Source organism: Niastella koreensis GR20-10 (assembly GCF_000246855.1).
Lineage (GTDB): Bacteria > Bacteroidota > Bacteroidia > Chitinophagales > Chitinophagaceae > Niastella > Niastella koreensis.
The window spans coordinates 8,681,258-8,704,465 of the sequence record NC_016609.1 but is presented as its reverse complement, the minus strand read 5'-3'; the positions used below and the strand labels follow the sequence as shown (position 1 = coordinate 8,704,465).

General features: G+C 45.0%; 15 protein-coding genes. 10 read left to right on the top strand and 5 right to left on the bottom strand.

Features of this window, described 5'->3' with window-relative positions:
- Positions 1-25 precede the first annotated feature (25 nt).
- Both NIAKO_RS35045 and NIAKO_RS35040 read right to left on the bottom strand, forming a co-directional pair.
- A complete protein-coding gene (locus NIAKO_RS35045; protein ID WP_014223251.1) occupies positions 26-6,097 on the bottom strand; it encodes an alpha-2-macroglobulin family protein in 6,072 nt (2,023 codons plus the stop codon).
- 147 nt (positions 6,098-6,244) lie between these two features.
- On the bottom strand, positions 6,245-6,820 hold the full coding sequence (locus NIAKO_RS35040; RefSeq protein WP_014223250.1) for a hypothetical protein: 576 nt from the start codon (positions 6,818-6,820) through the stop codon (positions 6,245-6,247).
- Between the two features lie 513 nt (positions 6,821-7,333).
- Here NIAKO_RS35040 and NIAKO_RS37495 point away from each other — a divergent pair.
- A complete protein-coding gene (locus NIAKO_RS37495; protein WP_014223249.1) occupies positions 7,334-7,717 on the top strand; it encodes a LytR/AlgR family response regulator transcription factor in 384 nt (127 codons plus the stop codon).
- Between the two features lie 129 nt (positions 7,718-7,846).
- On the opposite strand, the gene NIAKO_RS35030 is transcribed toward NIAKO_RS37495, so the two are convergent.
- From NIAKO_RS35030 to NIAKO_RS35020, 3 genes are all read right to left on the bottom strand, one after another.
- On the bottom strand, positions 7,847-8,128 hold the full coding sequence (locus NIAKO_RS35030) for a P-loop NTPase family protein (protein ID WP_041347652.1): 282 nt from the start codon (positions 8,126-8,128) through the stop codon (positions 7,847-7,849).
- Positions 8,121-8,450, bottom strand: a complete 330-nt coding sequence (locus NIAKO_RS35025) for a hypothetical protein (protein ID WP_014223248.1) — start codon at positions 8,448-8,450, stop codon at positions 8,121-8,123. Before NIAKO_RS35025 ends, NIAKO_RS35030 begins: the two co-directional genes overlap by 8 nt.
- Before the next feature lie 100 nt (positions 8,451-8,550).
- Positions 8,551-10,326, bottom strand: coding sequence for an ABC transporter ATP-binding protein (locus NIAKO_RS35020; RefSeq protein ID WP_014223247.1), 1,776 nt, complete (start codon positions 10,324-10,326; stop codon positions 8,551-8,553).
- 178 nt (positions 10,327-10,504) lie between these two features.
- On the opposite strand from NIAKO_RS35020, the gene corA reads away from it, so the two are divergent.
- The 9 genes from corA (at position 10,505) to NIAKO_RS34970 (ending at position 23,183) form a co-directional block, all read left to right on the top strand.
- Positions 10,505-11,479: a magnesium/cobalt transporter CorA gene (gene corA / locus NIAKO_RS35015; RefSeq protein WP_014223246.1), complete on the top strand. Its 975-nt coding sequence runs from the start codon at positions 10,505-10,507 to the stop codon at positions 11,477-11,479.
- Between the two features lie 160 nt (positions 11,480-11,639).
- Complete coding sequence (locus NIAKO_RS37490) at positions 11,640-13,319, top strand: CBM96 family carbohydrate-binding protein (RefSeq protein WP_014223245.1); 1,680 nt, start codon at positions 11,640-11,642, stop codon at positions 13,317-13,319.
- Between the two features lie 909 nt (positions 13,320-14,228).
- A complete protein-coding gene (locus tag NIAKO_RS35000; RefSeq protein WP_014223244.1) occupies positions 14,229-14,738 on the top strand; it encodes a UpxY family transcription antiterminator in 510 nt (169 codons plus the stop codon).
- 59 nt (positions 14,739-14,797) lie between these two features.
- Positions 14,798-15,619: a polysaccharide biosynthesis/export family protein gene (locus NIAKO_RS34995; protein WP_014223243.1), complete on the top strand. Its 822-nt coding sequence runs from the start codon at positions 14,798-14,800 to the stop codon at positions 15,617-15,619.
- Between the two features lie 2 nt (positions 15,620-15,621).
- Positions 15,622-18,057 (top strand): GumC family protein, encoded by a 2,436-nt coding sequence (locus NIAKO_RS34990; RefSeq protein ID WP_014223242.1) that lies wholly within the window; start codon positions 15,622-15,624, stop codon positions 18,055-18,057.
- Positions 18,054-19,130, top strand: a complete 1,077-nt coding sequence (locus NIAKO_RS34985; RefSeq protein WP_014223241.1) for an NAD-dependent epimerase — start codon at positions 18,054-18,056, stop codon at positions 19,128-19,130. The genes NIAKO_RS34990 and NIAKO_RS34985 overlap by 4 nt, the downstream gene beginning before the upstream one ends.
- Before the next feature lie 18 nt (positions 19,131-19,148).
- Positions 19,149-20,750: a lipopolysaccharide biosynthesis protein gene (locus tag NIAKO_RS34980; RefSeq protein WP_014223240.1), complete on the top strand. Its 1,602-nt coding sequence runs from the start codon at positions 19,149-19,151 to the stop codon at positions 20,748-20,750.
- A gap of 20 nt (positions 20,751-20,770) precedes the next feature.
- Positions 20,771-21,907 carry a glycosyltransferase family 4 protein gene (locus tag NIAKO_RS34975; RefSeq protein WP_014223239.1) on the top strand — a complete coding sequence of 379 codons (1,137 nt, stop codon included), beginning with the start codon at positions 20,771-20,773 and terminating at the stop codon, positions 21,905-21,907.
- A 55-nt stretch (positions 21,908-21,962) separates the two neighbouring features.
- Positions 21,963-23,183, top strand: coding sequence for a hypothetical protein (locus NIAKO_RS34970; RefSeq protein ID WP_049815668.1), 1,221 nt, complete (start codon positions 21,963-21,965; stop codon positions 23,181-23,183).
- Positions 23,184-23,208 lie beyond the last annotated feature (25 nt).

Sequence of the window (23,208 nt, the reverse complement as noted above, 5' to 3'; positions counted from 1 at the left end):
GGCTTTTTTTATTGCAGGGAACGGGTTAATCTCCTGCCGATATCTTTTGTACATTACCGTACGCTGATATTTCAGGGCGATACATACATTCCAGCGAAGTTAACCCCGAATTAAAGCTGCCTTCATGGGCTACCGTCATTTCGTATTCAATTTGTGTTCTGCCGGATGGAATAAGATCGGCGAAGAATTGCCGGCCGGCATCACGGATTGATTCATAATAGGTGAAGTCGCTTCCCCAATGATAGCCGCTTTGATAAACAGTTGATTCAAATGCTGCCGCTTTCTGGTCGTTGATGAATACATAACGTAAAGCCTTTGCCGTTTCGATGCTGATGGTTATCCTGATCTTTTCTCCCAATTGCAGTACATTTGTTTCCCCTGCTTTTTCCCAGCTTTTTGCTTTTTCATTGTAGCGGGAAATTGTTTTTTGGATGCGCACTCCGTTACTTAAACCGGCCACACTATCCGGTTCTGCAAAATAATACCAGCCCAGATTTATGCTTACCGGCGAGTCGGTTGCCTTTTGAATAACCAAAGGAGAAAATGCCTTTGCTTCATGAAAAGCTATCCGGCTGCCATCCAGGAGTCCGTCAGCTACTTTTAAAGTGGTATCAGGCCACAAGGCTTTTACTGCGTTAGTAGTTCCGGCAGCTGAACCTTTTTGTTGCAATAAAACCGAAATAATAGCTGCCGTACCGGTAGTTGTACTCCATTGGTGCTGCTGCTTATTGGTAAGCAGCCATTGCACAACATGGGGTTGCACGCCTTCCCTATCTCCTGCTTCGCTATAAGCTTCAAACAGGTAGGCAATCGTTTCTTCGCTGGTAGCACCTATGTCCTCGCTTTCAGCCAATTCCTTCCAGCGGGTACCATTCACGGGATCTGCAATAGCACGTTCCTTTATAGACTCCAAAATTTCTACTGCCTTTTGATACAGGTTATCGTGGAAATACCGTATGGTGGCAACACAAAGTAAAGCCTGGTCTTTTAAAGAAAGCATATACTGTTCTTTCCAGTACCGCCCGAAATGAGATTGCCTCATAACTGCCTGGGAACTATCCAACGTATAATGCTGAGTCCAGAAACTGAGTGCATAATAATAATAAACGGAGGGAAGATGATTAGGATCCTTCTCTTCGAATAGCTTGTTGTTACAATAATGGATCAAATTATTGATGGGCACTTCCATCTCCGGGAATAGCTGCGATACACCCGCCCTGTACAGTGCACCAAAGCGTGCCAGCAGATAAAAGGAGATCCCGGCATCTGATTGTCCGCCCGGGAACCAGCTCATGCCGCCATCGCTATTCTGACACTTCCTGATCTTCTCCAGGTAATCCCTGATCTTTTCTTTTGCCCTGAGCGTATCCAGGATCTCCAGCAACGCTGCCTGATCTTTGGCAGCCTTGTTACCTGAAGTTAACCAGGGCATGGTTTCCTGAGCCAGCGCAGTAATGGGGCGTTCAGCAGGTGTATTGGCTGAGCGAATAGTTGCGTGGTATAACTCTCTTAAGACAGTATCTTTCCGCATCAATTGCAGGGCGGTCACATGTGCATACATCCGGTTAAATAACTGTTCCGCACAGTTGTAGGAATAGTTGGCCAAAAACGGCAGTGAATATAACAGGGCAGCCTGCGGCTTTTCGGGAACTGATAATTCTACCCCATATAAATTGTTTATGGCTGGCCGGGATATTGTCATTTCTCTTCCCTTCAACACAATTGCCTGGTTTTGTTTCACCAGAATTTTCCTGGAAAGAATGGGTAGTTCGTGTTCTTCGCCATCTGCATACTCCCCGGTTTTTGCCGTAAGGCTGATCCTAATGGGATGCAGTAAGGTCTCGGGCACTTTCAACTCAAAAGCGGCCACTGCATTGGATTGGGCGCCGGCCTCAAAAGCAACTTCTGGTTTTGTTACCAGCAGCGGGGTAAGGGCGCTACCGGTAACTGCATCTTCTATTTTACACTGCGCCATTCCTGTTACCCGCAGGGTATCCAGATTGGTAATCCGGCTTTTAATAATGATGCGGTCGCCCTGGTAAAGATGTGTAGGTAATTGCGGTTGTATCATCAAAGGCAGTTGAGTCACCAGCTTTTTTTCGGCATACGCAAACTGCAGCTCCCGGGTATGGGCCAGCAGTTTCCAGCTCCATTCGGTAAGGCTTTCCGCAGTAGTGAAGGTGAATGTATACAACCCATCTTTACCGGCATAAATGGCCGGTGCAAAAAAGGCCGTTTCATTAAAGTTATTGCGCACCTTCAATACCGGTTCCTTTTTTACAACCGGTAATTTTATTTCACCCTTTGTACTGATCAGCAATACACCACCAGCTCCCCGCGCACCATAGATAGCGGTGGCATCGGCGTCTTTCAGCACCATGATCTCCGTAATTTCTTTTACGTTTAATGAAGACAGCTCTCCGGTATAGGGTACTCCATCCAGCACAACCAACGGCAGTTTATAATCTTCTAACCGGATACCATTTAACCCCCGGATGTTAATGGCAGACATACTACTTGTCATGTATCTGTTGGTTGTCTCCCCTCCATAACCTACCACAATTACATCATTGAGACCGGTAGCGTTTGTTACCATCAACCCCGGCGCCCGCCCCATCAATTGCATTACAAGTTCTTCAGGCTTTTTTGTAAGCAGGGAGTGTTTACTTACTTCATAGGAAATGCCACTCGTCCAATCACTGCGAAGAGAACGGCTCCGTTCACCAGCCGGGATCTCCCAGTGATGCTCCGCTAATTTATCGAGGGCGGCATCATAGATCACCGTCATCAATTGGGCCGCTGTAGCCTTGTCGTTGGTTTTGATGGAAACAGCATAGGTGGTTTGGGCGCCGGGTGTAAGTGTGCTCCGGAATTTTTCTACAATGATCTTTGGCGCTGAGGCATCAGTTGCAATAATCACGTTTTCATCATGATGGTATACCTCGTTTCCCGCCACATACACTTCGCTTATCTGTAAGCGGTCAGTAACATCGTCAGGCAATTTCAAGGTCCATTGCTTAATGCCTTTTGTCTCCAAGCCTTCTGTAAAGCGGTTTTGCAGAGTTTTCTTCCCTCCTTTCAGCGAATAGTATTTTAGTTGAATGATGCGGTAAGCGCTGTCCCTGTCGGTTCCGCTAAACAACGTCAACGTATCTCCCCTCTTCAAATAATTGCCGGAAAGCTGAAAAAAAAGATGATCGCCCGCAGGCAGTTGGGTACCTGGTTCAAAAACAGAAAAAAGTTTAGAAGCTGTTCCCGTGAGTATGCTGTCTTCCATGGCGGTCACTTCCAGGCGATAGTTACCGGTGGCAAGCAGGTCAACCGGCCAGCGGAATTTATCGCTTTTAGCGGTGTTGATAGTCGTCTCAAACACCAGTTCTTCCTGTTCTTTTGGGGAAGCATGGAATTGCACATCCCTAAACCAGCCTGCCAGCTCATTGCGATCGTATAACCACTGATCGGTATACCCGGAATAATCCTTATCATTTTTTTTATCCCCGTTTACGATGCGGTATAACTTTGCTTTCAGGATGGAATTGATCTCCAGCCCATTTACATCTTTGGTATTGAACAATAAAGGCCGCAGATCATTTTTATTAATGGCGGTATTGAGTGGGATCCTGATCTTTACCGGCCTGGTGGCCACCCGCAGGCTGCCACTTACCTCATGCGTTTCACCGGTAACATCCGTTGCCGAGGCCTCCAGCTCGTAGGTGAATGCAATGTCTTTCCGTTTATCTATGTTGTATCCTGCCGTGTCTATGATTGGAATGATCAGCCTGCCCTGGGCATCAGTATAGGCTATAGTATCCCTTATATTCCTTATTTCATCACCACCGGATCTTTCAATAGAATATTTTACCGGGATGTTATTAAGGGTGCTTCCTGAAAATGATCTCAGTTTCAGGACAAAGGAAAGCGTATCGCCAAACCGGCAGTTTTTTTCCGGCGGGGAAACGGTCAATTCAAATGTGGGCCGCTTATATTCTTCCACCTGGAAGGACCCACTATTGGTTCCTTCATCAAAATAATCGGGTTCTATTTGCCATCTACCGGTAGGTGCGTTCCGGGGCAGGATGAAAGAACCCGATACGGCACCATAGCTATCCGGATGGATCAGTAAACTGTCTACCGTTCTCCCAAAAGGGTCTTCCAAAGTAAGTTCCGGCTCCTCCGCTTTTATCCATTTTTTCAGCCAGTTGTTTAGCCCCCGTTTTAAATTGGTCTCATTCAGCAGGCACGCTTCACCCGTCTTTGGATTTTTAGTGAGAAAGACAGCCTTAAAAAAAACGGTTTGTCCCGGGCGGTAAATACTCCGGTCGGTAAAGATCTCTACTCTGATCTTATCATCATAATAGTCAACCAGGTCGTCGTACTCTTTTTTCGTGTACACATCCTCTGCAATCTCTTCCTTCTCTACATTGGCGCTTTCCGGCAAACTGTCGCCCTTATGAGAAATAAGTAAGGTATAGTTTTCTTTCTTGGGTAATATCACTGCGCCTTTTGAATTGGCTGTATAAGCAACATACAGGGTGTCTTTTGAATCAACATAAGAAGCATTCACTTTTGCGCCAGGCACCGGCATTCCCGTAAATCTGTTCAGCACATACACCCTTTCATTTGAGTTGATGACGGCCAGGCTGGTCACTAAAAAAGGCTGGCAGCTCACCAGTGTGTCCACGAAGGATGAATCATAAGAAAACAGTAAACAATAACGGCCAACAGGTAAGGGATCTATTTTAAGGAAAGTGCGGTGCAGGTTATAATCTTCGGGTAAGGGAAGCGCTATCGTTTGCGCACGGTAAATGGGCCGTCCTGCAAATGCAGCTCCGCCCTTCTTTTCATCAATCCTTTCATTAAGGTCCATCCGCACAATCCGGTAAAAGAACTGAGGTGTGTTTTTATATTCCAGGCGGACCAGGATGGGCCTTACCGGTACATTTTCATACTTCATATTTACCTGAACAAAAGGATTGCGCAGATCGTACAATTCATCGAGCTGCGCTTTCAGGTTGCTGTAGCATTCGAACAAAGCTTTATTATTTTCATATAGATGTATTGCTTTTACATAATAGAACTGGAAGGCCGTGTCGTAGGGCCGTCTGTCATAAACACCTAATTGGGCGGGATATTTTTCTGCCCACTGTTTGTATAATAAACAAAGATCGAAAATAGCCGCAGCCTTTGTTTCAGGGTATTCAGAATGGGAAATTTCATTTAACCCGGTCTCCCAGGTTTTCTGTAAAGCAAGATCATTTTCATACTCCCGTTGTTGGTACAGGTACTGCCTTACAGAAAATTCTATGAACGACTGTACATTCTTTCTGCTGGCAGTTTGTTCTATCCATTTGAAATAGTGGGAAAGCACCCGGTCTTTAAAAACCTGCCTGCCTATCACTGCCTGGATCGTATCCATAAAGGCATGGCCGGGAAGAGATAGCCAGGCGCCGACCTTGTAGTTATGGGGGGAGAATGCTTCTGCAGCCCGGTTGCAAATGATCTGCTCAGCATAGATAATATCAGTAAGTAAAGGGCTATACAAGAAAGAAGCAGGCGTAGAAGAAAGCCATAGCATTTTTTCCAGGGGCGGCTCCTGGCCGGTTTGCTGTAAATACGTTGCAATAGCTATAGCCTGGTCAAAATGAAAATTGATCAGGCTGTCAAGCTCATTACGGTTTAATGCTCCATAATTTACCGGCAGGTCCTTTTTTTCATAAGTGGCCCGGTTGAACTTCAGGTACATTCTGCTGAACTTCCACAGGCGTTGCGCCTGCAGGTAATGCATCATCGCCTTCAACGTGGTATCTGTCCGCGACAAAAGAATACTGTCAATAAAGGCGGAGTTGCGGAAATACAGGCTGTCTTCCGTTCTTTGGTCCTTCAGCAGCATGAGATAGCAGTAGGCCCTGGCAATGTTAGCCGCATCGTTATTTTTAATGGCATCCTGTTTTAATTGTTCCAGGCGGTTGCCGGTGGCATTCAGGCTATCCTTTGTGCGCATGGACAACTCGATTTGCTGCCATACGGCCGTTTGACCTTCCTGGGAAAAGCAGGAAAGAGTTATCAGCGAAAAAACGATCGAGTATACAGTTCTCATAGCTGGCTTTAGAGGTTGATGCATGAACTTACGTAAATACATATTCCTGAACCAAAAAGTTAACGGGAAAAAAACGGTCCCCTCCCGGCTAAGCCGGGAGAGGACCGAGCAATCCGCCAAAGGCGGACAATTGTGATATGTGTGGCGCTACAGAGTAGTTTCCATCGTGCCCTTGTTACCGGGCAGGTCTTTCGCTGTGGCAAGAATGACACTACCGGTTAGCGCCGCATTGTTTTGCGTAGCTGTGTAGATCCATTCATCCCTGTGCAGCGGGTTCAGGATGGCACTGCCTTCCTCCACCAATACCCCTGCGGCGGTTTTAATACTCACAGTAACTTCAATAACCCTGAAATCATCTATTGCAGTTATAACGATCTGGGAACCGGTTGTACCGTTGTACTTTTCGGTACCGGTCTTTTTAACCACCGGTGCTTTCAGGAAGTCTCTGAAGGCGACGTTATAAGCAGTAATACCTGATTTCGCCTTTGCCTTTTTCTGATACTGAGCCTTGATCTTCGGATCAGCAATAGCGCTTGTAGCGTATCCTGAAGCTGCGAGAAACTGCTCACGTACCTTTTCCTGTTGTTCGGTAGGCTTGGCATTTTTATTGGTTTCAGGCATACGGGTTATGAAAGTGTCTTTTCCGCGTTTGCGGTAAACAAATTGTTTACCTACGTTGCCACTTGCACCGCGGACGAGCAAGTTGTCTTTGACCTTCGCCATATAGAGAATTTTTAGGCGTTTACGAATCTTGTTTAGAACCCTGTCAATGATCGCTGAAGAACAATGCCATTCAAGTCGCTCCTCTCGTTTGGCATTAAGCGATGATTCATCAGCATCGTTTGACAAAACAAAAGTATGATCAAAAAATGGGGGTTTCCGGAGAAATGGAATGGGCTTCGGCTATACCTGGGACGGGCTTCGAACAAACCTGGGACGAATGACATTTGTTATAGGCAGGAGCCTTTTTTTAGAGGACGAGGTGGCCAAAAACCTGGGACGAAAACATACCATACCTGGGACGAATGACATTTGAAAAGCGAAAAAGAGTGTACAGATGGATAAAAACCGGCTAAACCATGTGTCAACCATGTGTGAAACATGTGTGTTTCATTAGGGAAACAGCAGTTTTGACACATGGATCACACATGGATGAGGCCAGGTTCACACATGGTTTACAAATAGTATATTCGTTAATCAGATACTTATTAATCAATTAACCCTTAACTGTGTATCATGTACAAAAAGGCATTCTTTTTCAGACAGGACAGGCAGCTGAAAAAAATAAACCTCGAAGAGATCATTTACCTGGAGGCGAAAAAAAATTACACCAAACTGTATACCGCCAACGGATCATACATTGCACGCATTTCATTGGTTGAGGCAATGAAACTGTTGCCAGAAGGTAAATTTCTACGTGTACACCGGTCTTATGCAGTAGCAGCCGATCATATCGATGTAGTGAAAAGGGATGGCATATTACTGGCATCCTTACCTGTTGAGGTACCCGTTTCGAGAATCTATTATGGTTCCTTTACTAAACAGTTTACCATTCTCGATTCGGCAGATATAGATACAGGGAAAAAGAGAACGATCAATGCCCGGGAGAGAAGGCGGTAGTATAAGACGATCATCAACACCGTTAGTAACTTACCTTCTATTGAAATACCTGAGATTGAAGCAGAAGCATCGCATAAAGCAAGAATTTGATGCTAAAAAACCCTATTAATCTTACGCCCCTTCCTGTTTTCAGGTAAGCAACTGCACAAGGCCCTCCCTTTCAAATAATATAGTACCAAATTTTACATCCGACCAACCCTCTTTCAACTGGTAGGTAAATTTGGGCTTCCCATCCTCCAGCAAGGAATCGATATAATAAAATGCAGCATGCTCCATTTCGCCCGGATGCAATTCTTTTAGTTTATAAAAATGAGTAGACAACAAAAAATAAGACCGGGTAAATTTTTTAAGTCCATTAAGTGTGAGTGTAAGAATATTCAACGCATCATCGATATTCGTTCCGCTAAACAAGCAATTGTTCCCTTTTTTTCCTGGAGACAAGTAAGACCAGCTTTAATTCCCGCAAATTATTCTTAGCATCCGGAAGCATGCTTTCCAGGCTGCAACAGCAATCATATCCTTCTTCAAGATCTCTTTTATAAGATTGCAGGTTTTTTATTTTACCCATGTTGGCGGTGAAACCTTTGATTACCTGTTGCCGCTCCAACGCCTCCTCCCTTGATTGGGGCAGGGTGTGAAAAAGCATGGCTAACGCTTCATGGGAATGACGGTTCAGTGAAATATCGAAGAATGGAATTAACTCCGATTCTATGTTGAGATCTGAAAAGGTCAAGTCAAATTATTTTTATTAATAATGCACCTGATAGGGCTTATCAAATCTATCACTTTGCGATAATTTGACGGCCGGGATAATTCTTAATGATTTCTAAATTTTACTCCCTTATCCCGGTCTCCTGCTGGTGCCGCCACAATTCCTGGAAGGCAGCGCTGGTATTTCGCAGGTGCTCAAAATTGCCTTCGGCCACAATTCTGCCCTGGTGCAATACATAGATATAATCGAACTGGGTTAGTAAATGAAGGCGGTGCATAGAAGATACAATGGCCTTATCGGCAAAAGCGGTAAACAGTTTTTCATAGATCATGGCTTCTGTTTTGGGGTCCACGCTGCTGGTAGGTTCATCTAACAGAATCACTTCGCTTTCCCGCGCGGCCAAAATACCCCGGGCCAATGCAAGGCGTTGCTTTTGTCCGCCAGATAAATTCACGCCTTTCTCCCTGATATCGGAAGCCAGCTTTTCGGGCAATTGCATTATCACATCGGTAAAGTGCGCGCTTTCACATACCTGCATGATCTCTTCCTCCGGGAAAGGCAAACCCAGCGTGATATTATAAGCAATGGTATTTTCAAATATCTCGGGTTCCTGCGGAAACAGCGTTACCGATTCATTGAGGGAATCAATTTCAAATGGCGTTCCATCTACCGATACTTCCACACCCGGTTCTGCCATATACAAACCACGCAGGATGGAGAGAAGGGTGCTTTTTCCGCTACCGCTCTCCCCTATCAGGGCAATTTTTTCGCCCCGCCTGATGCGCAGGTTCAACTGGTGCAGGCTGCTCGGCGTATAGCTTTCATTGTAAGTTGCCCGGTGCGAAAAACTCAGTTGATTGATCCGGATCTCCTTCCAGTTAACAGGTAATTCGTTCGGTTCTTCGGGCCGGTGCTGCTGCGCATAGGCTTCACTTATATTACTGGCTGTTTGAATATACGTATTGTACTGCATCACCTCGGTATACTGCCAGGCAACATTCTGAAACACACCGGTGAACTGGGTCACATAACCCAGTAAGGTAACCAGCCCGGCAATATAAAAGGTTTGACCCGGCTGCCAGTTCTGGTATACAAAACCACCTACTACCACACAGTAAATAAGCGCCAGCAGCATATCGGCCACATACCATTTCCATTCGTTGATAAGGGCATTTTTGCTGAAGGGCGCCCTTATCTGTTGTACCTTATGCAACAACCCCGACTCCATACTTTTTTCCAGCCGCAGGGTTATTACGGTCATGATGTTGGAAAGCGTATCGAACAACGTGGAAGACACCACATGCTCCTTTTCATTTACCTGGTCGAGTGTTTTGATAAAGGGTTTATCAAAACGGCGGATGATGATGATATCCAGCACACCCATTAAAACCGCAATGCCCCCGAACAGCGGGGAGAAATACAACATGGCGATTACGGAGAAAAAGAATTTGGTGAGGGTGTATAAATACATAAACCCCTGATCGAAAAACTGCCGCAGCGCCTCATAGGCTTTTCGAATGCGGTTGATGGTAGAACCGCTGTGATGGTCCTGGTGCCATTTGGCAGGCAAATGCAGCACCTGGTGGTATTTTTCCTGCAGGAAATTGCGGCTCATATTAAAGGCCAGGTTACGCTCCATAATGCGCGCCGGCCCATGCAGGCTCCATTCAAAAAACCGAATGGCGAAATAACCTGCTACATATAACAGCGTATAATGCCATACCCGTTGCGTATCGTGCTGGATCTTATTCACAAACCACCCCAGCCAGACGGGACCCAACGCAGAAATGAAATTAGCCAGGATGAACATCGCATAGATCAGAATATACTTCTTTCGTTCCTGCCGGGCATAGGTCCAGGCTGTTTTCAACAATGACAGGTAAGGGTTCTTTGGCATCGATCAATAATTAAAAAGCAAAATTAGTTCTTTAATTCCTTAGCACACAGCAACAAACTGTTGCTATTTTTTCCCATTGCCGGCATACCAATGTCCGCCGCCTGTTTTCATTGAGATTTACCGCTTATTTACGAACTTTCAGGTACATATATTAATGCCACTTTCAAAATATATGTTTATGAAAGAGATCGTCAATTGTGCAGCCTACTCAATCGGCCACAAAACTGTAGATATTGACCTGGATAAAATTCATGAAATACTGAAAGACCCCAGTCAGTTTGTATGGATTGGATTGTATGAACCTTCAGAAGAAATCCTGGAGCGGGTACAAAATGAATTTGGGTTGCATGATCTGGCTGTTGAAGATGCACACCGGGCACACCAACGCCCCAAAATAGAATTATACGGTGACTCACTTTTTATTGTACTCAGAACTGTACACATGGTCAGGGATTGTCATATCCAATTTGGAGAAACACATTTTTTTGTGGGAACAAATTTTATCGTGGTGGTGCGGCATGGATCATCTGTAGCATATACTGATGTGAGAACCCGCTGCGAGGCCATGCCCGAGTTATTGAGCAAAGGCCAGGGATTTGTTTTATATGCCATTATGGACTTTATAGTAGACATGTATTTTCCTGTAGTGGAGGGGTTGGAAGATGCCCTGGAGGCTATTGAAGACAAGGTGTTCAAGGGGAACCCCAGCCGGGAAACTACGGAACAAATATATCAGTTGAAGAAAGACCTGCTGGAAGTAAAACGGGCAGTATCGCCCTTCATAGATATTTGTAACCGCCTGATGCGATTTGATATAAAATATATTTCACCGGAAACTCAACCTTATTTCCGCGACATTTACGACCATGCCCTGCGGATCAATGAGATCGTAGATAACACCAGGGAGTTGCTGAATACCGCCTTGGATGCAAATTTTTCCCTGATCTCCATTTCTCAAAACGATACGTCAAGGAAATTCGCCGCCTGGGCCGCTATTTTTGCGGTACCCACCATGGTAGCCGGGTATTACGGGATGAATTTCAGGGTTATGCCTGAACTGCAATGGACCTATGGTTACCCGATGGTTGTAATTGGAACCCTTTGTATTTGCGGTGTTCTTTATTACCTGTTCCGGCGATCGGGATGGTTATAACTATTCGTTGCCGTTACTATGTTGCTTTTGCTAAAATAGTTTACTACTCCGCTAACAACCGGAATACACCCGGTAAAATAATGTTGTTACTTCATAAGACCTTCTTCAAAAACAGCCGGCTGCAACAACGATTGTTTTACACTTAAACGCCTTATTCAAAATGAAACTTATACATTTTGCACGGTTTGTTATAACCGCTGGTTTTTTACTGCTATTCATTTTCAACTCACCATTGCAGGCACAGGTTACTTTAAGCGCCACCGGTTCAGGCACCGCCTATGACCTGATAGATTCAAAAGGTTTCGGGAATGAGAACCCCGACTGCAAGCACCCTTCATTTGGGCCGCACGTTACCCAGGCCTTTGACAATACGCTGGGTAAATATGTATTCGTATTTCACAGTCATCCAACGCTCGATGACGACCGTTGCACCAATGAAGACCGCACCCGTATGGAAATAAAAGGCGGCGATGGCTCGCCGGCCGATATGCAGCATACGCAGGGTCAAACGGCCTACTATCGCTGGAAGTTTAAACTGGATGCCGGTTTTATTCCTTCCAGCCGGTTCACCCATATTTTCCAGATAAAAGCGTTCAATGGCGATGATGGCGCACCGCTTATTACCATCACTCCCCGGGCCGGCAGCCCCGAAAAGATCCAGATCATCCACAGCTCGGGCGAAGGGAGCGGCAGCCTGGGCACGGTTAAAGAAGCCGATCTGGCCCCCTTTAAAGGCAATTGGGTGGAAGCCTATGTAAAATACAAAAGCAGTGATGGCAGCGCAGGAACGTTCGAGATCACGCTCACCCGCATCAGCGACGGGGCCGTGTTGCTTTCCTACTCCAACAGCAGCATCGATATGTGGCGCGATGGCAGCTCCTACAACCGGCCCAAATGGGGCGTATACCGCGGTAAGGATGCTGTACTGCGCGACGAGCAGGTACTGTTCAATGATTTCTGTATTACAGAAAGCAGCGCCAGTCTTTGTCCCAGCAGTGTTGGCAGCAATCCCGGCAATCCCGGCACCACTACGTTGAACGTACAACAGGATGCCTATGTACGGGACGGAACGAATGCCAATACAACCTTCGGTTCAACCGACGCTGCTGAATTAGTGACCAAACTGGCGCCTGCCGGCCAAACCGGTAATAACCGCGAGGCTTATGTAACTTTTGATCTGTCGGCCGTAACGGGAACGGTTACCGGTGCTACATTGAAAGTGAACGGGCATACCCAGGATAGCAGGGACGTAAATGTCGTAGTTGGCGCTTATGCAGTTTCCACTACCAGCTGGACGGAATCGGCCCTCACCTGGAATAATAAACCAGCTTCGGCTGCAACCGCCCTGGCCACTGCTACCGTTACCGATGCCACTGCCCGGTATTACAACTGGAATATCACCAGTTATATTCAAAGCGAAAAAGCAGCAGGCCATACAAAGGTTTCTTTTGTACTCAAAAATCAACAGGAGACCCAGGGTCAGTTATTATGGAATTCAAAAGAAACGGGCAGCAATGCGCCGCAATTAAGTATAACCACCACTTCGGCGCGGCAGGAAACTACCGCCGTCATTCCACCCGCTTTAACTACCGGCCTCACCAATTTTCCCAATCCGTTCAAAGAAAGCACTACCATCAGCTTTTCATTGCCGGCAGCTGGCCATGCTCAGCTGGCAATATATGACATTACGGGAAAACAGGTAACCGTGTTAGTGAACAGCTGGTTGCAGGCGGGAAACCACCAAACCAGTTTTGCTTCACACTCCATTCCGGCCGGTACCTATTTAATGAAGATGGTGTATAACGGTAAAACATTAACGAAAAAGTTATTGAAGGAATAACGAAGCAGGCAGACGGCAAACGGCAGAAGGCAGAAAAATCAACAGGCTTCATTTCTGTTTGCCGTCTGCCGTTTGCATTATATTCATTTAAATTATCGAGCACTCAATTATTTTTTGCCTATTTCTGTTTGTTGACAATTATCAAATTTATTGAACGAATTGATTCAGTGCATAAAATAAGTAGATTAATGTTTCTGCGATGATAATGCATAGAGAATTCAAAAATATTTGTCAGATTAAACTTGATTTTTTTTGGTTGAGTATTGAAAAAATCCCTTTAAATTTACTTTGAAATTGAGATTGGTAATAACCACAAGTATTGAAAATAATTACCTCTGTTTGTAAGATGAGTCGAATGGAATGTGAAATAAAAAAGTGCCTCTAAATAAATCCCTGATATAAAATAGCGGTCTGATTTTAGCATCTGTCTTCCTGCGTACTGATTTTATCTTCATCCATTATCCGCATTTCGTGCTAATATTTTCCACTACCCGCGTTTGATCCATTTATCCATTATCGCATACCAATACATACGTGTAATTTATCAATTCCAGGCGATGGGAATATGATTGGCGAAGCCCTTTATTCACTCTCCACTATAGAGTGACGTTATAAAATTATATCTACTGTTATTTCAATACATCTGTATTAATTAAATATCCTCGCTCTGTATAATCCTTTACCGGTCCACTATCCAAATCACATCATTTTTTCACATACCCAATGCTGTAATAGACAGTTTTCTTTCGTGTAACCATTCCCTATTAAAGGAACAAGCATAACTATTTCTATATCCCAGGTAACACGGGGATTGTGATTGGCGAAGCCTTTCGTTCGCCAGGACAGGATGAGCCCCAAGGGGCATGTTACTCGCATTTATATCGTGCAACCTTCACAAAATTATTACTTATGGAACCGGCAAAGAATTGGTATGCGGTGTATACCCATTCCAAGTGGGAAAAAAAGGTCGCGGACCTTCTGACTCGAAAAAAAATTGAAAACTATTGTCCGCTTAACCGGGTAGAACGGCAGTGGAGCGACCGGAAAAAAATTATCCTGGAGCCCTTATTCACCTGCTATGTATTTGTAAGACTAACTAATAAAGAACGAATACCGGTACTGCAAACAGAAGGGGTACTCAATTACGTTAGTTATATGGGCAAACCCGCTGTTATCAGGGATTCGGAAATTGACCTGATCAGGAATTTCCTTATCGATCACATCAATGTACGCCTGGAAAAATTGGATGTGGACATCAATGATACCATCCGCATAAAGTATGGGATCTTCATTGAGCAGGAAGGGAAAGTGATTGAAGTGCTTGACAAAACGGTAAGAGTGTTATTACCTTCCTTAGGCTATGTAATGGTAGCCGAAATACCTAAATCACATGTTGAAGTTGTTAAAAGTAAACGCTGAATAACCGATCTCTTCTTTCATCGTAGTCATTCCTATTTATTCACTTCAATAATTTTATCGTGAACTCGGAGAATATTCAAAAAGAAAACAGGGTTACCCAACCAAACTGTTTTTACAGTACTGCATTGGCAGTGCTGGTATGCAGCCTCTTGCTCTCTTCCTGTGCCAGTACGAAAAGCGTTGTTTATCTGAAAGATGCCAAAGATTCGGAGGTTAGCATTTATGATAAACTGGAACCAGTCATTCAAAGAAACGACCTGCTAAGCATAACGGTCTCAAGCCCCAATGCAATAGCCAGTCAGCCCTTTAACACAGCTATATCCGTAAGCACCCAATTAGTAGGCTACACCAGCACGCAGGCCTATGGATACCTGGTTGACCAGGATGGCTATATAGACATTCCCATGTTGGGCCGCATAAAAGCTGCCGGGCTAACCAAAAAGGAATTGAAAGATAAAATAACCGACCTGCTTGTCGACAACAAATTCCTGATGCAACCGGTGGTAAGCGTGCGGTACCTGAATTTTAAAGTAACGGTACTGGGCGAAGTAGCCCGTCCCATGGTGATCAATGCGCCAGACGAAAAAATAAACATCCTGGAAGCCCTGGGTTTTGCCGGCGACATGACGGTATATGCCAAAAGAGATAACGTAGTGCTGATTAGGGAAGAAGGCGGAAAAAGAATTACCAAAAGGCTGAACCTGAATAATGACGAGATCCTGAAGTCGCCTTATTATAACCTCAAAACCAACGACATCGTTTACGTTGAACCTAACAAGACTAAAGTAAACGCCAATGGCAATGCTAAAACCTGGCTGCCGGCTGTTCTTGCTGCACTCTCTTTATCGGTTGTTATGGTTGACCACATTACAAGAAATTAATTATGCAAACTAATATAAACTCAAAGTCGAAAAGCGAAAAGAATATCGGTTCGCTGATCATTAACTGGTATTTACCCTACTGGCCATTATTTCTCATACTTACGGTTGTTGGCCTGGCGGCCGCATGGGCATATATAAACTTTGTGGCGGTAAAGCAATATGAAAGCTATGCCACAGTAATGGTTAAAGATAATAAAAAGGGTGTGGATGAATCGGGCGCCATGGAAGCACTACAGGTTTATCCTATGCAAAATATTGCTGAAAATGAAATTGAGGTCCTTCAGTCAAAAACGCTGATGACAGATGTAGTTAACCAGTTGCATTTATATGCGCCTATCTATGAGGGAATCGATTTCAGCCAGTGGAAATTTAATGAGACCTCCGCCTACATCAGTTCTCCGGTCTCTATAGTGGCAAGGAACCCAGACGAGTTGACGGAGACCGGGGATACTGATATCGCCATAGCGGTGAATTATTATTCACCCAAAGAAATGCAGGTAGCCCATAATGGGTACAAAGACAAAGTGAAAGAGGTAGTTATCGAGAACAAGAAATACCCGCTTAGGGAGTGGTGCCAGACACGCTGGGGCGTCGTGAAATTCATGCCCAATGAAAGGCAAACCTCAAAACCTGTTGGACCCCTGTTCTTCAATCTGAACAAAACCAAAGATGTGGTGCCGGGATTGCTCCTCAATCTCCTTGTAGTTTCGCCCAATAAATTGTCAAGCACCATTGACCTTACGCTACGTGATGAGATCCCAAAGCGGGGAGAAGACATTCTGAACAGATTGCTGACCGATTATACCCAGCAATCCATCGATGAAAAGCAGGACCAGGCCACCAACACACTTAATTTTATTGAAGTCCGGCTTGGAAAAGTGGAAAGAGAGCTTGACTCAATTGAAAGCGTGGTACAAACGTTCAGGACCGACAAAGGCGTGGTTGATCTGGGCGAACAAGGCAAAATGTACCTCGATAATGTGGGTGACAATGACCGGAAAATTGCAGACCTGAGCATGCAGATAGCCGCCGTTGATGAAATGGAAAACTATGTGAATCAAAAATCGAACACGGGCGACCTTATACCTTCTACGTTAGGCATTGCCGACCCGATACTAAGCGACCTGATGTCGAAACTATACAGCAAAAGAGTTGAATATGAATCCCTGTTGAAAACCACCACGGTAAATAATCCAGCGGCCACTAGCGCTGCCAAAGAGATTGAAGCACTGCGGCCACTGGTACTTGAAAAATTAAGGAACTACCGTATTAGCCTGGAAGCAGGTAAAAGGAATCTTGCATCCACAAGCAATGACTATAATTCCATGCTGCGCACCATTCCGCAAAAAGAAAGGGAATTGATGGCCATCAGCCGCGAGCAGGCGACCAAGAAAGGGATTTATTCTTTTCTGCTCGAAAAACGTGAGCAAACTGCCCTGGCCAGTTCAAGCGCCACTTCGGACAGCAAGATCATTGACTTTGCCAATTCTTCCATCCTTCCGGTTAGTCCCAAAAAGCTGCTTACATACTTTATGGCGCTTGCGCTATTTGGGGGGCTGGGCGTTGGCTTTGTGTCCCTCAAGGAAATGATGAACAAGAGGATCCTGTTCAGGTCGGAAATAGAATCGCTTACCAGTGTACCGGTGATTGCAGAGATCTCCGCCACCAAGGACAAGGAGTCCCTGCTGAAAAGCACCTCCAGGGTATCTATTGTTGCCGAACAGTTCAGGCACCTGCGGGCTTCTATCGGTTTATTCGGCCGCAAAAAAGAGATCAAGATAAAACGAATCCTGGTTACCTCCAGTGTTGCCGGTGAAGGCAAAACCTATATAAGCACCAGCCTGGCCACCAGCCTGGCACTGGCTGGCAATAAAGTAGTACTGGTTGACCTGGATATCAGGAAACCAAGGACCTCCGCCATCATGGGCATCGACCAGCAGGCAGGTGTAGCTGAATTTTTGGATGGGGCAAAAACACCCGAGGAAATAATTTCAACCACCGAAGTTAAAAATCTGTATGTGGTGAGCGCGGGCCGGGGCGAAGAACATTCCCGGGAACTGATCCTGAGCGGCAGGCTCGATATCCTGATCGATTACCTCAACGACACCTTCGATTATATTGTGCTGGATGCCTCTCCCATTGACCCGGTTTCAGACTCCTATACATTTTCCGGGTTCTGCGATATCACCCTGTTTATTATCAGGCATAACCGCACCCCAAAAACCATGGTGCAGATACTCGACAATAACAACAAGTTCAAGGCGCTGAAGAATCCACGCATCGTGTTCAACGGCATCAGATCGAGAGGCGTTATGAAGAAAATGTATGGCTATAGTTATGGCTATGGGTACGAAAACGTTTATCGCGACCGGGAAAAGAGATCCAAATTCCAGAAGATCTTTCATTTTCCCAAAAAAGATAAAAAAATACGGGTATGAACATACTGATAACAGGTAGTGCCGGTTTCATCGGATATTTTCTTACCAGAAAATTGCTGGAACGCGGAGAGCATGTAGTAGGTCTTGATAACATCAATGAATATTACGATACCAATTTAAAATATGCACGGTTAGCTGAGAATGGCATCAACAAAAACAGCATTGAATGGAACAGAATGTTAAGCAGCAGCAAGTATGGCAATTACAGGTTTATTAAGCTGAGCCTGGAAGATAAACAAATGCTGATGGGACTCTTTAGAAAGGAGAAATTTGACATGGTGGTTCATTTGGCGGCGCAGGCAGGCGTACGATACTCGATCAACAACCCCGATGTATGTATTCAATCGAACGTAGTGGGATTCCTCAATATGCTGGAAGCCTGCCGGCACCATGCCATTCAACACCTGGTGTATGCAAGTTCATCGAGCGTGTATGGGTTAAATGAACAAATGCCATTCTCGGTTAACCAAAGCATTGGCCACCCTATTTCATTATACGCGGCCACCAAAAAGTCGAACGAACTGATGGCGCATACGTACAGTTACTTATTCAATCTGCCCACCACCGGTTTGCGCTTTTTTACGGTATATGGGCCCTGGGGCCGTCCCGACATGGCTTACTTCCTTTTTGCCGACGCCATTATGAAAGGGCAACCCATTACCGTGTTCAACGAGGGCAAAATGAAGCGGGACTTCACCTACATAGATGATATTGTAGAAGGTATTGTGCGCGTACTGGACAAACCAGCCACTCCGGATAAGGAGTGGAACGCACTGTACGCCGATCCCTCCGGTTCCATAGCGCCCTATCGGCTTTATAATATCGGCAACGACAACCCGGTTGAGCTGATGGATTTTATCAGGGAGATAGAAAAGAATTGCGATAAGCATGCAAAAATAGAGATGAAGACCGGCGAAAAATGTGAAGTGCAAACCACCTGGGCCGATATAAACGAACTCGCCGCTAACTTTCAATACCGGCCATCCACTTCCCTGCAAACGGGTATAAAAGAATTCATCAGGTGGTACAGGGAATTTTATGCCATTGAACAGTTGGAAATGGTTCATATGTAACAACAATTAATTATCGCCATGATCACCGAACCTTTGGTAAATAACCCAACCGACCCAATTGTTTCCAGTAAAAAAAGCGAAGGCAAAAAAGAAAACCTGAGGCAACGTGCCTACCTGAATACGCTTTCCAGTTTATTAGATTATATAGCCAACCGGCTCACCGGTTTGTTTGTAAATCCATTTATTGTTAGCGGATTAGGCAGCTCTCTATTCGGCATCTGGCAAATGCTTGGCCAGTTAACGGGATATATCAACATTACCGATACCCGTACGTCGCAGGTGTTGAAATGGACGGTTGCACAAAAAAAAGATGTGGCTTCTGTGGAGGAATTGAGAAGTGATGCCGGAGCCGCCTTTATAGTATTGCTTTGCGTTATGCCGGTGTTACTGATAGGAGGCAGCATTATTTCCTGGTATGCCCCGGTTATTACGCACGCCGGCCTGGAAAATTATACCCTCATCAGGACCGCCTGCGCCCTGTTGGTGTTCTCCCTGATCGTTTTCAAGTTCTTTGAATTGTTTGAAGCCATCCTGCGGGGCATGAACCTCTCTTTTAAACGGATGGGCCTGCGTGCCGGCATTGTGATCATAGGCGGTGGATTAAAAGTATTGATGATTAAGATGGGGTATGGTTTGGTAGGACTGGCAGCTGTTCAACTCGTTGACACCGCGCTTACCGGGCTCTCGTTTTATGCAGTGGTAAAAAAGAATATTGGCTGGTTCGGGATCAAAAGGCCATCCCGCGCGAATATTTTGCGGTTCGGGAAATTAAGCGCCTGGTACCTGGCCGATGCAGGCGCCAATGTAGTGAACAGCAACAGTGATAAACTACTGTTAGGTATCATCACCAGTCCCGTAACGGTTACCTATTATACCCTCACCAAGTTTATCCCAATGGCCTTACAGGGTATCATAAACAGATTCATCCTTGGTATAATGCCGGGTGTTGGAAAACTGTTGGGCTTAAAAGAATACGACAAAATAAATAGTGTAAGAAAAAAGATAAACAGCGTGACCCTTTTACTGACTACCGCTTTTGCCGTCACCGTTATTATTTTCAATCATTCCTTTTTAAAAGTTTGGGTAGGTAAGGAACATTTTGCCGGCAAGCTGGCGAATATCATGATCATGATCACCATTATGCAGGACACCTTTGTGAAAAACGATGCCTGCATCATCAGCGCTACGCTGGATATTAAGAGAAAAGTTTTTCTTACCCTTATCTCGGGTGCGCTCTTTGCAGGTTTTGGCATCCTGTTCGCAAGGCAATGGGGCATTGCTGGTCTTTGCCTGGCACTTATCATCAGTCGCATGTTCCTGTTTATCGGGCAACGAAAAATACTGGCCGGTATTATGCAGTCAGGGGCGCACAGTGAGTTCAGAATTGGTTACCGGCCATTTTTTACTTCTTTTGTTCTATTAGGCCTTGCCGTTTGGCTGGCTACCCTCACCGATGTATTTACGTTCTATCAATTGGCACTGCTGGCGCCCGCTGCCTTTCTTACTTCTTTTATTTCATTTTACTTTATAGGATTGAAGAAAACAGAAAGAGTGGAACTGCGGCAGCTGGTAACCTCGATAAAATTCTTAAGATCCGAAAAGACTTTCAGCAAAAACTAGCCACCCATAAAAATACGCTCATGAAAATACTTTTTGTGGCGCCCCGGTACCATACCAACCAGGTTGAGATCATAAAAATATTACTGAAAAAAAATCACGAGGTATTTTTTCATGTAGCCTGCATTGGATCAACCGAAGACCATAGCCTGGTAAAACCGGTTTGTTATAAACAAAGTAAACTGAGCAGCCTTATTGAAAAGCGATTCGATAAAGGCCGGGCAAACAAAAGATTTTATTTCCCCGGCACGCTTACTTATTGGCGGGCAATGAAACAGCTACGACCACAGATCGTTGTGATCCGCGACCCCTACAAATTATTCTCTCAACTGGCAGCATTTTTTGCCCTGCTCATAAAAGCAAGGATCATTTTTTATACCCAGGAAGACATGTTAAGAACAAGATCAAGGAAAACACGTTTAAAGCAGCAATTCACCATAGGCTTTTTTAAAGCCGCCTGGATAACACCTATAAAAAGCAGCAACTCAGCAGGCGAAAAGGGGTGGCCCAGGCACATGTATCATGTTCCCTTGCCGGTTAGTATTATTCCAGAAAAGGCCTGCAGAAAAAACATCTCAGACGAAGGCCCAAGCATTCTAATGATTGGCAAATACCATCAGGAAAGGAAGAAACATATGCTTTTTCTGCAGGCCCTGGATAAACTCAAGCACCTGTACCCATTCAGGGCTACCATTGCCGGGGAATGCGCCAGTGAGGAACAATACACCCGGTTTATGAAAATAAAAGCAGCTACACAGGACATGAAATTGAACAACCGGGTTGAGCTAAAACAAAATGTTCCGTTTAACCAGATGCCGGCCTTGTATGCCTCGCATAATATTTTTGTATTACCAGCTGTTGATGAGCCCTATTCCATCTCAGTGAACGAAGCCCTGGCTTACGGCCTGCCTGTGATCTGCACCGATACCTGTGGCACCAGGTTCAATATTAATAATGGAGAAAATGGATTCGTGATAAAATCCGGCAGCCTGGAAGAACTGACCATTTCCCTGGGATCGCTTTTATCCAATTACAACAAACTGGATCAAATGCGGCAAAAGACCCTGCAATATGCCCGGGAGCATTTGTCGGGCGAGGCCTTCTATGCAAGATTTGCCCAGGTTACCCATGAACGTTTTTCAATTATTATGAACAGATAAGAACAACACTATGGATTCGTTTTTTTTAGTTGTTAAACTAATATTCATATTTGGAATGGCGGCATACGTAATTTTCCAAAAGACCGATTTCTGTGTGCTGTACCTGCCGGTAATTTTTTTCACTGAAAAAGTGGTCAGCGACGTATCACCAGCCTTTCTTTATTATGGAGTAGTTTGCCTGTTGATACTGGTACAGGTACTTAAGGACCCTTTATTTTTCCGCAACAACATCTGGGGGGTTATATTAATAATTTATTTTCTGATGCTGTTGAACCGATCGCAGGACCCGGTGCTGATACGGCCGTATGTTTTCACCGTGTGTTGGTTTTTTATCTCGGTACCCCTGATAGCCGGTGTTTACAAAAAGTATTCAGCCGAAGTGATATACAAGGAACTTTCGCAGGTGACGTTGCTGATATTGATACTCTTTATCCTGAATTCAATGATGTCTACCGTGCATCACTTCGCTCCGGCAGGAATGTATGGGATCAAAACGGGTATTTTATATGGCAATCTGTATGCCGCAGCCTTTAACACGTTGCCGCTTGCCATTTTTGTGGTGATCAACAGGGGCATTAATGAAAAGAATCTGATCTATCTGGGTGTTGCCACCGTTGCTTTTTTTATTGTTTTGCTCTCCCTGCGGCGCACCGTTATGGCATTAAGCGGCCTGGCTATTATCATAAACATGATGACCATGCTCACCCGGGAAAAAGCAAAAATATTTTTAATTGCCATGGCTGTTCTGGGAGCCGTTGGTGCTTTCATTTATAAGGAAACTAATTTCATGAGCATGCTCAAACAACGGGTGGAGTTGCGCGACCTGGATGACCGTGCCATAGGAGAAGAAAAAAGGTTCCTTGAATACGATCTTTTATATACCGACATGTTTGTGTACCATGCCTACAGCCCCTGGACCGGCTACGACTTGTTTAACAGCGCCGGTAATTATGGCAACGGCATCCTGGGCGACAGAAGCCTGCATGGCGATTTAACCAACATCATTCACTCAAGCGGACTGATAGGCGTAACGCTTTACCTGTTGATGATGGGTACCGCCTTCTTTAAATCGTTCAAATCATCCACTACCTACCAGGAGAGGCTGATCATTCTTTTTTGTTGCGCCACCTTCCTTGCCTATACAGGTAGTGGGCGGTATACCGAAGGCGCCGCCTCGGTATTGCAGATGTGCGTACTTATGTTGCCAGTATCAAAACAGGAGGAAGTTCCTGAAGAAGAAGAAGTTTACCTCTTTAAACAACCGGAGATCGTATAAACCACAAACCTTCATATTCAAAACT

Coding starts and splice junctions, on each gene's coding strand:
- corA (WP_014223246.1), top strand. CDS start 10,505: ATGAAAGAGATCGTCAATTGTGCAGCCTACTCAATCGGCCACAAAACT.
- NIAKO_RS35000 (WP_014223244.1), top strand. CDS start 14,229: ATGGAACCGGCAAAGAATTGGTATGCGGTGTATACCCATTCCAAGTGG.
- NIAKO_RS35040 (WP_014223250.1), bottom strand. CDS start 6,820: ATGGCGAAGGTCAAAGACAACTTGCTCGTCCGCGGTGCAAGTGGCAAC.
- NIAKO_RS34990 (WP_014223242.1), top strand. CDS start 15,622: ATGCAAACTAATATAAACTCAAAGTCGAAAAGCGAAAAGAATATCGGT.
- NIAKO_RS35045 (WP_014223251.1), bottom strand. CDS start 6,097: ATGAGAACTGTATACTCGATCGTTTTTTCGCTGATAACTCTTTCCTGC.
- NIAKO_RS35020 (WP_014223247.1), bottom strand. CDS start 10,326: ATGCCAAAGAACCCTTACCTGTCATTGTTGAAAACAGCCTGGACCTAT.
- NIAKO_RS34985 (WP_014223241.1), top strand. CDS start 18,054: ATGAACATACTGATAACAGGTAGTGCCGGTTTCATCGGATATTTTCTT.
- NIAKO_RS37490 (WP_014223245.1), top strand. CDS start 11,640: ATGAAACTTATACATTTTGCACGGTTTGTTATAACCGCTGGTTTTTTA.
- NIAKO_RS34975 (WP_014223239.1), top strand. CDS start 20,771: ATGAAAATACTTTTTGTGGCGCCCCGGTACCATACCAACCAGGTTGAG.
- NIAKO_RS34980 (WP_014223240.1), top strand. CDS start 19,149: ATGATCACCGAACCTTTGGTAAATAACCCAACCGACCCAATTGTTTCC.
- NIAKO_RS34970 (WP_049815668.1), top strand. CDS start 21,963: ATGGCGGCATACGTAATTTTCCAAAAGACCGATTTCTGTGTGCTGTAC.
- NIAKO_RS37495 (WP_014223249.1), top strand. CDS start 7,334: ATGTACAAAAAGGCATTCTTTTTCAGACAGGACAGGCAGCTGAAAAAA.